At 61.4% G+C, this 12,135-nt stretch carries 11 protein-coding genes; 5 read left to right on the top strand and 6 right to left on the bottom strand.

The genetic code is table 11. From position 1 onward, the window contains the following. Position 1: 1 nt before the first annotated feature. The 3 genes from nuoN to KHO49_RS19270 all read left to right on the top strand — a co-directional run bounded on the left by nuoN (position 2) and on the right by KHO49_RS19270 (position 2,357). A complete protein-coding gene (gene nuoN, locus KHO49_RS19260; RefSeq protein ID WP_015636299.1) occupies positions 2-1,465 on the top strand; it encodes an NADH-quinone oxidoreductase subunit NuoN in 1,464 nt (487 codons plus the stop codon). 237 nt (positions 1,466-1,702) lie between these two features. Beyond that, positions 1,703-2,053, top strand: coding sequence for a toxin (locus tag KHO49_RS19265; protein ID WP_213665650.1), 351 nt, complete (start codon positions 1,703-1,705; stop codon positions 2,051-2,053). Continuing rightward, positions 2,040-2,357: a helix-turn-helix domain-containing protein gene (locus KHO49_RS19270; protein WP_102864712.1), complete on the top strand. Its 318-nt coding sequence runs from the start codon at positions 2,040-2,042 to the stop codon at positions 2,355-2,357. The genes KHO49_RS19265 and KHO49_RS19270 overlap by 14 nt, the downstream gene beginning before the upstream one ends. 68 nt (positions 2,358-2,425) lie before the next feature. On the opposite strand, the gene cysS is transcribed toward KHO49_RS19270, so the two are convergent. Together cysS and KHO49_RS19280 are read right to left on the bottom strand one after the other, a co-directional pair. After that, positions 2,426-3,808, bottom strand: coding sequence for a cysteine--tRNA ligase (gene cysS, locus KHO49_RS19275; RefSeq protein WP_102881792.1), 1,383 nt, complete (start codon positions 3,806-3,808; stop codon positions 2,426-2,428). Positions 3,809-3,826: 18 nt separating this feature from the next. Next, entirely contained in the window at positions 3,827-5,527 is a 1,701-nt protein-coding gene (locus KHO49_RS19280; RefSeq protein WP_213665651.1) for a glutamine--tRNA ligase/YqeY domain fusion protein, read from the bottom strand. A 270-nt stretch (positions 5,528-5,797) separates the two neighbouring features. Here KHO49_RS19280 and KHO49_RS19285 point away from each other — a divergent pair, with 270 nt between their 5' ends. Together KHO49_RS19285 and lpxH are read left to right on the top strand one after the other, a co-directional pair. Further along, complete coding sequence (locus KHO49_RS19285; protein ID WP_016965727.1) at positions 5,798-6,301, top strand: peptidylprolyl isomerase; 504 nt, start codon at positions 5,798-5,800, stop codon at positions 6,299-6,301. Beyond that, on the top strand, positions 6,298-7,050 hold the full coding sequence (gene lpxH / locus KHO49_RS19290; protein ID WP_102864709.1) for a UDP-2,3-diacylglucosamine diphosphatase: 753 nt from the start codon (positions 6,298-6,300) through the stop codon (positions 7,048-7,050). The genes KHO49_RS19285 and lpxH overlap by 4 nt, the downstream gene beginning before the upstream one ends. A gap of 236 nt (positions 7,051-7,286) precedes the next feature. On the opposite strand, the gene KHO49_RS19295 is transcribed toward lpxH, so the two are convergent. The 4 genes from KHO49_RS19295 to KHO49_RS19310 form a co-directional block, all read right to left on the bottom strand. Continuing rightward, positions 7,287-8,816 (bottom strand): DHA2 family efflux MFS transporter permease subunit, encoded by a 1,530-nt coding sequence (locus KHO49_RS19295; RefSeq protein WP_102864707.1) that lies wholly within the window; start codon positions 8,814-8,816, stop codon positions 7,287-7,289. A 68-nt stretch (positions 8,817-8,884) separates the two neighbouring features. Beyond that, positions 8,885-10,084, bottom strand: a complete 1,200-nt coding sequence (locus KHO49_RS19300; protein WP_213665652.1) for an HlyD family secretion protein — start codon at positions 10,082-10,084, stop codon at positions 8,885-8,887. A 15-nt stretch (positions 10,085-10,099) separates the two neighbouring features. Then, the gene (locus KHO49_RS19305) at positions 10,100-11,569 is read right to left on the bottom strand and encodes an efflux transporter outer membrane subunit (RefSeq protein ID WP_213665653.1); all 1,470 of its coding nucleotides are present in this window, start codon (positions 11,567-11,569) and stop codon (positions 10,100-10,102) included. Then, a complete protein-coding gene (locus tag KHO49_RS19310; protein WP_102864704.1) occupies positions 11,566-12,039 on the bottom strand; it encodes a MarR family winged helix-turn-helix transcriptional regulator in 474 nt (157 codons plus the stop codon). The genes KHO49_RS19305 and KHO49_RS19310 overlap by 4 nt, the downstream gene beginning before the upstream one ends. Positions 12,040-12,135: the final 96 nt, after the last annotated feature.

Genomic DNA, 12,135 nt, shown 5'->3' on the forward strand with positions numbered 1-12,135 from the left:
TATGGACTTTACGATTCAACACTTTATAGCCCTGGCGCCGCTGCTGATCACCAGCGCCACCCTTGTGGTGGTGATGTTGGCGATCGCCTGGCGGCGCAACCACGCCCAGACCTTCCTGCTGTCGGTGGCCGGTCTGAACCTGGCATTGCTGTCGATCTTCCCGGTGCTGAAAGTGGCACCCCTGGCGGTCACCCCGCTGTTGCAGATCGACCAGTTCGCCTGCCTCTACATGGCCCTGATCCTGGTGGCCACCTTGGCCTGCGTCACCCTGGCCCACGCCTACCTGGGCGACGGCAGCAGCGGCTACCCGGGCAACCGTGAAGAGCTGTACCTGCTGATCCTGCTGGCCGCCGCCGGTGGCCTGGTACTGGTCAGCGCGCAGAACCTGGCCGGCCTGTTCATCGGCCTGGAGCTGCTCTCGGTACCGGTCTACGGCCTGGTGGCCTATGCCTTCTTCAACAAGCGCTCCCTGGAAGCCGGCATCAAGTACATGGTGCTGTCGGCCGCCGGTTCGGGCTTCCTGTTGTTCGGCATGGCCTTGCTCTACGCAGAAGCCGGCAGCCTGAGCTTCAGCGGCATCGGTCAAGCCCTGGCCGCCACTGGGCTGCCAAGCCCGCTGGCGCAACTGGGCCTGGGCATGATGCTGATCGGCCTGGCCTTCAAACTGTCGCTGGTGCCTTTCCACCTGTGGACTCCGGACGTCTACGAAGGCGCCCCGGCCCCGGTCGCCGCCTTCCTGGCCACCGCCAGCAAGGTGGCGGTGTTCGCGGTACTGGTGCGTCTGTTCCAGCTCTCGCCAGTGGCCAGCAGCGGTGTCCTGAGCAACGTGCTGACCGTGATCGCCATCGCCTCGATCCTGGTGGGCAACCTGTTGGCGCTGACCCAGAGCAACCTCAAGCGTCTGCTGGGTTACTCGTCCATCGCCCACTTCGGTTACCTGCTGATCGCCCTGGTGGCGAGCAAGGGCCTGGCCATGGAAGCCATCGGCGTGTACCTGGTCACCTACGTGATCACCAGCCTCGGTGCCTTCGGTGTGATCACCCTGATGTCCTCGCCGTACAAAGGCCGTGATGCCGACGCCCTGTACGAGTACCGTGGCCTGTTCTGGCGCCGTCCGTACCTGACCGCCGTCCTCACCGTGATGATGCTGTCCCTGGCCGGTATCCCGCTGACCGCGGGCTTCATCGGCAAGTTCTACATCATCGCTACCGGTGTCGAAGCGCACCAATGGTGGCTGGTCGGTTCCCTGGTCATGGGCAGCGCCATCGGCGTCTTCTACTACCTGCGAGTGATGGTCACCCTGTACCTGATCGAGCCGAACCTGCGTCGCGTAGATGCCCAACTGCACTGGGAACAGAAAGCCGGTGGCGTCATGCTGCTGGCCATCGCGGTCCTGGCGTTCTTCCTCGGCGTATACCCACAGCCGCTGCTGACCCTGGTCCAGCACTCCGGCCTGGCGGGTTGATCGCTTAGGTTTCAACGCAACAAACAGAACGGCACCTTCGGGTGCCGTTTTGCATTTCAGGGCCCTGCCCTCCCCTATTCCCAGCGAAACTCGGAATCGCCCTTCCTGTCACGTCGGCTCGCTCCGACATTCAGCCCAATGCCGCAGGCATAGACTGTTGCCAGATCAAACGCGGCGCTCAGCGGGCCTTGACCAAAGCTGCAGCGTCATCCAGTCTATACGCAGGAAGCGTATGAAATGAATGCTCTGTTTATTGAACTACCGGCATTTGCACGATACCGAAAGGACTTCCTTGACGACGAGTTGTTCTGCGAACTGCAGATCGAGTTGCTGCGCCACCCGCACGCGGGGGTTCTGATTCAGTGCACTGGCGGCTTGCGCAAGATGCGTTTCGTCGATGAGCGAGGCAACAAGGGCAGGCGTGGCGGGCTGAGAGTGATTTATTACTGGTGGTCCGGAGGGGCGCAGTTCTGGCTCTTCACCCTGTTCGACAAGGAGCAGATGGACGACCTGCTACCGCAGCAGCGACAACAGCTCAAACAACTGCTGGAACGTGAAATCGAGGCCAGAAGACATGACCAAACGTGACATCTTTTCCGAACTGGTAGAAGGCATCGACGCCCTCACCCAGGAGCGCCAGGGCAAGATCACCCTGCGCAGCCATAAAGTGAAGCTGGACAAACTGCCCCCCATCACTGCTACCGAGGTGATGAACATCCGCCAGCAACTCAACCTCTCGCGTTCAGTATTCGCCATGTACCTGCGCACCAACACCCGTACCCTGGAAAACTGGGAACAAGGCCGCGCCACCCCCAACGCCCAGGCCACGACCTTGATGCGCCTGGTGGAACGCTACCCGGACACAGTGGAGCGCCTCGCCTCGCTGGCCTGATCCGGCACTGTTCGAAGGGCAACAAAAAACCCGCACCAGGCGGGTTTCTTGTTGCAGCAAACGCCAGCTTAGTCAGCCAGGCGCCAGGTCGTACCGCCCTTGCCGTCTTCCAGAATCACGCCCATGGCGGTGATCTGATCGCGAATACGGTCGGACTCAGCCCAATCCTTGTTGGCACGGGCTGCCAGACGGGCCTGGATCAGCGCCTCGACCTGTGCCCCATCGACCCGACCTTCGGCACCGGCCTGCAGGAAGTCATCGGCTTCCAGTTGCAGCACGCCCAGCACGCTGGCCAGCTCTTTCAGACGCGCTGCCAGACCCGCCGCCGCATCGATATCGCTCTCACGCAGGCGGTTGATCTCACGCACCATCTCGAACAGTACGGCACAGGCTTCCGGAGTACCGAAGTCGTCGTTCATCACCTGGGTGAAACGTTCGACGAAGGCTTCGCCACCGGCCGGAGCGACCTTTGGCAGGCCCTTGAGCGCGTGATAGAAACGCTCCAGCGCGCCCTTGGCGTCCTTGAGATTGTCTTCCGAGTAGTTGATGGCGCTGCGGTAGTGGCTGGCCACCAGCAGGTAACGCACCACTTCCGGATGGTACTTGTCGAGCACGTCGCGAATGGTGAAGAAGTTGTTCAAGGACTTGGACATCTTCTCGCCATTGATGCGGATCATGCCGCAGTGCATCCAGGCATTGGCGTAGGTCTTGCCGGTCGCCGCCTCGCTCTGGGCAATCTCGTTCTCGTGGTGCGGGAACTCCAGATCGCTGCCACCGCCATGAATGTCGAAGGTCTCACCCAGGCAGCAGGTGGACATCACCGAGCACTCGATATGCCAGCCCGGACGACCAGCCCCCCACGGCGACTCCCAGCTCGGCTCGCCCGGCTTGGCGGCTTTCCACAGCACGAAGTCCAGCGGATCCTGCTTCGACTCATCCACTTCGATCCGCGCACCGATGCGCAGGTCTTCGATCTTCTTGCGCGACAGCTTGCCATAACCCATGAACTTACCGACGCGGTAGTACACGTCGCCATTGCCCGGAGCGTAGGCATAACCCTTGTCGATCAGGGTCTGGATCATCGCGTGCATGCCAGGGATATGGTCGGTGGCCCGCGGCTCCATGTCCGGCTTGCGGATATTCAGCCGCGCCTCGTCCTCGTGCATCGCCGCGATCATACGCTCGGTCAAGGCCTCGAAGGACTCACCGTTCTCATTGGCACGATTGATGATCTTGTCATCGATATCGGTGATGTTGCGCACGTACGTCAGGTCATAACCGCTGAAACGCAGCCAGCGGGTAATCAGGTCGAAGGCCACCATGCTGCGGCCGTGCCCAAGGTGGCAGTAGTCGTACACGGTCATGCCGCACACGTACATGCGCACCTTGTTGCCATCCAAAGGCTTGAAGACTTCTTTGCTCTTGGTGAGCGTGTTGTAGATCGTTAGCACGTTAGTTCCTTGACTGAATCACTGACCCCAGGAGTCGCGCAGGGTCACGGTACGGTTGAATACCGGAGCACCAGGTTTCGAGTCCTTGATATCCGCGCAGAAGTAGCCTTCGCGCTCGAACTGGAAACGGTCTTCCGGCTGTGCGTTGCCCAGCGAGGGTTCGGCACGACAACCAGTGAGCACTTGCAGGGAGTCAGGGTTGATGTTGTCCAGGAAACTCGCGCTGTCCTCGGCCTTCTCCGGGTTCGGAGAACGGAACAGACGATCGTACAGGCGCACTTCGCACTCGACGCTGGCGGCAGCCGGCACCCAGTGGATCACGCCCTTGACCTTACGGCCTTCAGGGTTCTTGCCCAGGGTGTCCGGATCGTAGGAGCAACGCAGCTCGACGATATTGCCCTCGGCATCCTTGATCGCTTCGTCAGCACGGATCACGTAGCTGCCGCGCAGCCGCACTTCGCCGGCCGGCTCCAGGCGCTTGTAGCCCTTCGGCGGCTCTTCCATGAAGTCATCACGGTCGATGTAGATTTCACGGGCGAACGGCAGCTTGCGCACGCCCAGTTCTTCTTTCTGCGGATGACGCGGCAGTTCGAGGTTCTCGATCTGGTCTTCCGGGTAGTTGGTGATCACGACTTTCAACGGACGCAGCACGCACATGGCGCGCGGGGCATTCGCGTCGAGGTCCTGGCGGATGCTGAATTCCAGCATGCCGTAGTCGACCACGCCGTCAGAGCGGTTGGTGCCAACCATCTCGCAGAAATTGCGGATCGATGCCGGGGTGTAGCCACGGCGGCGGAAGCCCGACAGGGTCGACATGCGCGGGTCGTCCCAACCATTCACGTGCTGCTCGTCCACCAGTTGCTTGAGCTTGCGCTTGCTGGTGATGGTGTAGTTCAGGTTCAGGCGGCTGAATTCGTACTGACGCGGGTGCGCCGGCACCGGCAAGTGCTCGAGGAACCATTCGTACAGCGGACGGTGGCTTTCGAATTCCAGGGTGCAGATCGAATGGGTGATGCCTTCGATGGCGTCCGACTGACCGTGGGTGAAGTCGTAGTTGGGGTAGATGCACCACTTGTCACCGGTCTGGTGGTGATGGGCATGGCGGATGCGATACATGATCGGGTCGCGCAGGTTCATGTTCGGCGAGGCCATGTCGATCTTGGCCCGCAGCACCCGTGCACCGTCTGGGAATTCGCCGGCACGCATGCGGGCGAACCAGTCCAGGTTCTCTTCAACCGAACGCTCGCGGAACGGGCTGTTCTTGCCCGCTTCGGTGAGGCTACCGCGGTACTCCCTGGCTTGCTCGGGAGTCAGGTCGCAGACGTAGGCCTTGCCTGCCTTGATCAGTTCCACGGCCCAGTCGTGCAATTGGTCGAAATATTGCGAGGCATAGCGCACTTCACCGGACCACTCAAAGCCCAGCCACTTGACGTCGCTTTCGATGGCGTCGATGTACTCCTGGTCTTCCTTGGCCGGGTTGGTGTCGTCAAAGCGCAGGTGGGTGACACCACCGAACTCCTGAGCCAGGCCGAAATTCACGCAGATCGACTTGGCGTGACCGATGTGCAGGTAACCGTTGGGCTCCGGAGGGAAGCGGGTCACGATCTGTGTGTGCTTACCCGAGTCCAGGTCCGCCTGGATGATCGGGCGCAGGAAGTTGACCGGTACGGCCGGTCCAGTCTTGGAATTCGAGGTAGGGTCGACAGTGGGCTTGCTCATAGGATCCTTGAACGTACAAGTGCGCGGCCGGGTGCGGCCTGATAAATCAAAACGAGTATCATAGCCGATGCTGTCAAGTGCCTGACAGAGCGCAGCTTTAAAACTGCGGCTATTAATAGCGTGCAAGTGAAAAAACAGCCTCGAAATTCATGGCGGTCACGCTAAACTGCGCTCCTTGGCTGCAGGATGGCCAAATCGGTGCGGACCGCATGCGTGCCCCGCTACCCAGGATTTTCTTGAAAACGCTTCTCCTTATAAAGAGTACCGACCATGACCCAAGTCAAACTGACCACCAACCACGGCGAGATCGTGCTGGAATTGAACGCCGAGAAAGCCCCGTTGACCGTGGCCAACTTCGTCGAATACGTGAAAGCCGGGCACTACGAGAACACCGTGTTTCACCGCGTCATCGGTAACTTCATGATCCAGGGCGGCGGCTTCGAACCTGGCATGAAAGAAAAGAAAGACAAGCGTCCAAGCATCCAGAACGAAGCGGACAACGGCCTTTCCAACGACAAGTACACCGTCGCCATGGCCCGTACCATGGAGCCGCATTCGGCCTCCGCGCAGTTCTTCATCAACGTCGCCGACAACAGCTTCCTCAACCACAGCGGCAAGACCGTTCAAGGCTGGGGCTACGCAGTATTCGGCAAAGTGATCGCCGGCACTGAAGTGGTCGACAAGATCAAAGGCGTGGCCACCACCATGAAATCCGGCCACCAGGACGTACCCGCAGAAGACGTGATCATCGAGAAAGCCGAGATCATTGAGTGATACTGCTGATTTCAGATTTGCATCTGGAAGAGGAACGCCCGGACATTACCCGGGCGTTTCTGGATTTACTCGGTGGGCGCGCCCGCGCCGCCGAGGCGCTGTACATCCTCGGTGACTTCTTCGAGGTATGGATCGGCGACGATGCCATGACCCCCTACCAGCTTTCCATTTGCCAGGCACTGCGCGAGCTCAGCGACAGCGGCACGCAGGTCTTCCTGATGCATGGCAATCGCGACTTCATGCTCGGCCAGGCCTTTTGCAAGGCAGCCGGCGCCACCCTGCTCAAGGACCCCAGCGTCGTCGACTTCTACGGTGAGCCGGTACTGCTGATGCACGGCGACAGCCTGTGCACCCGCGACGAAGCCTACATGCGCATGCGTCGTTACCTGCGCAACCCGTTGAGCCTGTGGATTCTGCGGCATCTGCCCTTGCGCACCCGGCGCAAGCTGGCGCGCAAGCTGCGCAACGAAAGCCGCGCCCAGACGCGCATGAAAGCCAACGACATTGTCGATGTGACCCCGGACGAAATACCGCGGGTCATGCGCGAACATGGAGTGGGTACCCTGGTTCATGGCCATACCCACCGCCCGGCGATTCACAAGTTGCAGATTGGCCAACAGGCCGCCAAACGCATCGTGCTGGGGGATTGGGATCGACAGGGCTGGGCATTGCAGGTGGACGAGCAGGGTTTCCAACTGGCTGCGTTCGATTTCGTACCCACGCAGCTGGCGTTGCCCGGTTCGTCCTGAACAGACGCCTTCGCTGGCAAGTAGCCCCTACAACAAATGCCCCACCGTAGGAACCGGCTTGCCGACGAAGTGGCCAGCAAGCCTTGCATCGCCCTTACGGACGCCTTCGCTGGCAAGCCAGCTCCTACAACAAATGCCCCACCGTAGGAGCCGGCTTGCCGGCGAAGTGGCCAGCAAGCCTTGCATCGCCCTTACGGACGCCTTCGCTGGCAAGCCAGCTCATACGACAATGGGCATCAATGCCCCGCCGACGCCGGGCCGGCCTTGGCGGCAAACGGTGGCTTGGCCAACCACACCAACAGAATCAGGCCCATGAAGCCCCAGCCCAGCAAGGTGAAATAGTCCACGGTCGAGAGCATGTACGCCTGGCTGGTGAGCACTTGGTCCAACTGCGCGTAGGCTTGGGTGCTGGCACCGCCGAGGTTGTTCAACGCATCCCGGGTGACCGGATCGAAGATGCTCATGCTTTCGCTCATGTAGGCATGGTGCTGATCCGCCCGACGAATCCAGATCCAGGTCGTCAGCGACGCCGCAAAGCTCCCCCCCAGCGTCCGCAGGAAGGTCGCCAGGCCGGCGCCGTCGGCGATCTGGTGCGGCGGCAGGTCGGACATCAGGATGCTCAGGGTCGGCATGAAGAACAGCGCCACACCAATCCCCATGAACAGCTGCACCAGGGCGATGTGCTGGAAGTCCACCTCATTGGTGAATCCGGCACGCATGAAGCAGCTCAGGCCAATGGCCAGGAACGCCAGGCCAGCCAGCAGGCGCAGGTCGAACTTGTGGGCGTACTTGCCGACAAAGGGCGACATCAGCACCGGCAAAATGCCAATCGGTGCCACGGCCAGACCGGCCCAAGTGGCGGTGTAGCCCATCTGGGTCTGCAACCATTGCGGCAGGATCAGGTTGATCCCGAAGAACCCGGCGTAACCGCCCACCAGCACGATGGTGCCGATGCGGAAGTTGCGATGGGCGAACAGCCGCAAGTTGACCACCGGATGCCGATCCGTCATTTCCCAGATCACGAACACCGCCAGGGCAATCACCGAGATCAGCGTGCCGGCGATGATGAAGTTGGACTCGAACCAGTCCAGGTCGTTGCCCTTGTCGAGAACGATCTGCAAGGCACCGACCCCGACGATCAGGCTCAGCAGGCCGATATAGTCCATCGGCTGGCGACTGGTCACCACCGGTCGCGCCTTCAATTGCTGCTGAACCACCCAGGCAGCAAACAGGCCGATCGGCACATTGATAAAGAAGATCCACGGCCAGCTGTAGCTGTCGGTGATCCAGCCACCGAGTATCGGCCCGGCAATCGGCGCCACCACCGTGACCATGGCCAGCAGCGCCAGGGCCATCCCCCTCTTCGCGGGCGGGTAGACGGCAATCAGCAGGGTCTGGGTCATGGGATACAGGGGACCTGCTACCACCCCTTGCAACACCCGAAAGCCAACGAGCTCGGGCATCGAGGTGGAAATACCGCAGAGAAACGAGGCCAGCACAAACAGCAGGGTGGCCCAGATAAACAGCTTCACTTCACCGAAACGCCGGCTCAGCCAGCCGGTCAGTGGCAAGGCAATGGCGTTGCTCACGGCGAACGAGGTAATGACCCAGGTGCCCTGCTCCGAACTCACCCCGAGGTTGCCAGAGATGGTCGGCAACGCCACGTTGGCGATGGTGGTATCGAGCACCTGCATGAAGGTCGCCAGTGACAGGCCGATGGTGCTCAGCAGCAGGCTGGGAGGCGTGAAAGACGCGTTATTGCTCATCGCGAATCCTTAGGAACTGGGCTGGCACCCTGGTCTCTAGACGAAACCAGGGTTGACGGATTGGCGAATCAGCGCTGGGCCGTCTTGCCGATGGTCGCGCTGTTGTCGTGGATCAGACGGGCGATCAGGGCATCGGCCTCGCCCAACTGACGGTCATAGACGTTGGTGCTGAAGGAAGCCTTTTGCGGTGGTTGCTGGGCCAGTACCGGGCCGCTCTGATCCCGCAGGTTGACGTTCACCAGGGTCGACAGGCCGACCCGCAGCGGATGCTTGGCCAGCTCATCGGCATTGATGTGGATACGCACCGGCACACGCTGCACGATCTTGATCCAGTTACCGGTGGCGTTCTGCGCCGGCAACAGGGCAAAGGCGCTACCGGTGCCGGCGCCGAGGCTATCGATGGTGCCGCTGTACTTCACATCGCTGCCATAGATGTCGGCCTCGATGTCTACCGGCTGGCCAATGCGCATGTCACGCAGCTGGGTTTCCTTGAAGTTGGCATCGATCCACAGCTGGTCCAGGGGAATCACCGCCATCAGTGCAGTGCCCGGCTGGACCCGCTGGCCCAGTTGCACGGTGCGTTTAGCCACATAACCGGTCACTGGCGCAATCAGCGTGCTGCGGGCGTTGTTCAGGTAGGCCTGGCGCAACTGTGCGGCCGCGGCCTGCACATCTGGGTGATTGGAGACTACGGTGTCGTCCACCAGGGCATTGGTGGTGTTGAGCTGCTGCTGGGCGTTGGCCAGGGCATTTTGCGCCGAGGTCAGGTCATCACGAGCGTGGGACAGTTCCTCCTGGGAAATCGCTCCGCTGGCCGCGAGGTTCTTGCGGCGATTGAAGTTGTCCTGGGCTTTCTGCACTTCGGCCTTCTGCGCCGCCACTTGGGCCCGCATGCCATCAACGTTGCTGTACAAGCCGCGCACCTGGCGTACGGTGCGGGCCAGATTGGCCTCGGCACTTTGCAGGCCGACCTGGGCATCGTTGGGGTCGAAGTTGATCAGCACCTGGCCCTCATGCACCAGATCGCCATCGTCGGCGCCGATGCTGACCACCGTGCCGGTGACCAGCGGGGTGATCTCCACGACGTTGCCGTTGACATAGGCATCGTCGGTGCTTTCATTCCAGCGCCCATAAAGTTCGTGCCAGGCGAACACGCCCAGACCGCCGAGAATGACGATGGCCGTCAGCCCCAGGAGCATGACTTTGCGCTTGCGGGAGTTACCGGCGTCCGGGGTGTTTTCGGTTGCTTGAGTGTCGACAGTGGCCATGACAAATACCTCGAATTATTTAGTCTGAGGAGCTGGGGCTGGGTCGGCCGAAGCCAGGTTCTCGGCACCGAAGCCGCCCCCCAACGCCTGCATCAATTGAATCGACAGATCGATCTGCTGAGCATTCAGCGTGGCCAGCTGGCGCTGGGCCTGCAGCAGTTGCTGCTCAATGCTCAGCACGTCCAGGTAGTTGCCGATCCCAGAGCCGAAACGCTGGACCACGGTGTTGTAAGAGTCCTGAGCGATGTCGGTGGCGTGCTGCTGGGCGACGATCTGCCGTCCGATTTCCCGCAGTTGGGAGATGCTGTCGCTGACATCCCCCAGGGCAGCCACCAGGGTCTTGTTGTATTGCGCGACTGCCAGGTCGTAGTCGGCATCCCGGGCGTCCAGGTCAGCCCGCAGCCGCCCGCCGTCGAAAATCGGCAGCGAGACGGTCGGCGCGATACTGAAGAAGCGACTGGCGGAACCGAACAGCGCATCCCCCAGCAACGCCTCGGTGCCCGCTCGCGCACTGAGGTTGAGGTTGGGGTAGAAACGGGTCTTGCTGGCATCGATGTTCTTGCTCGCCGCTTCCACCCGCCAGCGAGCCGCCACCAGATCAGGCCGGCGCCCCAGCAGTTCAGCGGGCAGCGTCGAAGGCAGGGCTACGGCGCTGGCTTGCAGGACCTTGGGCCGGGAGATGTCATCGGCCCGATCCGGCCCCTTGCCGAGCAACACGGCCAAGGCGATCTTCGCGCTCTGCAATTGCTTCTCGGCGTCGATCAGGCTGGCCTGGGAGCTGGCCTCCAGACTTTCGGTCTGCTGGTACTGGTACTGACTGTCGATCCCGGAGTCCAGGCGACGGCGACTCAGGTCGAGCATCTGCCGGGTACGCTTGAGGTCCTCGTTCGCCAGGTCGTACACGATATGCGCACGCCCCAGGTCGCTGTAGGCACGCGCTACATCGGCGGCCAGGGTTAGACTCGCTGCCTGGCGGTCGACTTCAGCGGCTCGGGCCTGCCCCAGCGCTGCTTCCCAGGCCGCGCGCTGGCCCCCCCAGAGATCGAAGTTGTAATTGAAGCTGGCGCCAACATTGCGCACCGTGGAATAGGCCCCGCCCTGCCCCAGCGGGTCCTGGTCACGGGCCAGGCGCGAGCGGCTGATACCGGCACTAGCATCCAGGGTCGGCATCCGCTCGGCATCCGCGGCATAGGCCGCAGCATTGGCCTGATGGGCACGGGCACTGGCGATCTGCATGTCCGGACTGTCCCGCAGGGCTTCCTGGATCAGCCCGTCAAGCTGGGTATCGCCCAGGCTTTTCCACCAGTCACTTTGTGGCCAGGCTGCCGGCGACAAAGTCACACCGTTGAGAGACTGTCCCGCTGCTAGGCTTTTCGCCTCAAGGCTTACGCCGGAGGTATCCAGGCCGCTGTAATTGGCACAGCCGGCCAGACTCATGGCCAACAGCACCAGGCTGAGGCGGGTACGCGAGGTTTTACTGCTCATTTTTCACCTAAACGCAGGATGGTGATCGGGTCACCGGCAGCCAGCAAAATTTTCTTGAGAATCTGCTCAAGGGTGCGCAACTCCTCAGGAGAGATGGCACCCGCCAACTGGTTCATTGCATTGGCACCGATGTAAGGCAGCCGATCAGCAAGCTTGCGACCTTCCTCGGTCAGCACCAGGCGCACCTGGCGCCGGTCGTCCTCCGAGCGTTGACGCGCCAGGAAGTCCTTCTGCTGCAGGCGGTCGAGCATGCGGGTCATCGAACCGCTGTCCAGGGACAGGTGGCGGCACAATTCGGCCGGGGTATCGACGCCGAACTGGGCCATGATGATCAGCACCTTGAACTGCGCGGCTGTGATGCCGTGGGGCTCCATGTGGGTGTCGATGATCCGGTCCTTGAGCAAGGCAGCACGCCCCAGCAGCAGGCCGAGATGGCAATTGTGAAAGTCGTCGGGTTTGAAATGCTTCATCTGACCACCAGTTAGCTGCCTAGGCAGAGAGTGTGTGTCGAGATATTACTGCCTAGGCAGCCAATGTCAACGCAATGATTAGCTTGCTTTTTATTT

It is taken from the genome of Pseudomonas sp. RC4D1, from assembly GCF_018390395.1.
Classification (GTDB): Bacteria; Pseudomonadota; Gammaproteobacteria; order Pseudomonadales; family Pseudomonadaceae; genus Aquipseudomonas; species Aquipseudomonas danubii.

Coding starts and splice junctions, on each gene's coding strand:
- nuoN (WP_015636299.1), top strand. CDS start 2: ATGGACTTTACGATTCAACACTTTATAGCCCTGGCGCCGCTGCTGATC.
- KHO49_RS19265 (WP_213665650.1), top strand. CDS start 1,703: ATGAATGCTCTGTTTATTGAACTACCGGCATTTGCACGATACCGAAAG.
- KHO49_RS19270 (WP_102864712.1), top strand. CDS start 2,040: ATGACCAAACGTGACATCTTTTCCGAACTGGTAGAAGGCATCGACGCC.
- KHO49_RS19280 (WP_213665651.1), bottom strand. CDS start 5,527: ATGAGCAAGCCCACTGTCGACCCTACCTCGAATTCCAAGACTGGACCG.
- KHO49_RS19285 (WP_016965727.1), top strand. CDS start 5,798: ATGACCCAAGTCAAACTGACCACCAACCACGGCGAGATCGTGCTGGAA.
- KHO49_RS19295 (WP_102864707.1), bottom strand. CDS start 8,816: ATGAGCAATAACGCGTCTTTCACGCCTCCCAGCCTGCTGCTGAGCACC.
- KHO49_RS19300 (WP_213665652.1), bottom strand. CDS start 10,084: ATGGCCACTGTCGACACTCAAGCAACCGAAAACACCCCGGACGCCGGT.
- KHO49_RS19305 (WP_213665653.1), bottom strand. CDS start 11,569: ATGAGCAGTAAAACCTCGCGTACCCGCCTCAGCCTGGTGCTGTTGGCC.
- KHO49_RS19310 (WP_102864704.1), bottom strand. CDS start 12,039: ATGAAGCATTTCAAACCCGACGACTTTCACAATTGCCATCTCGGCCTG.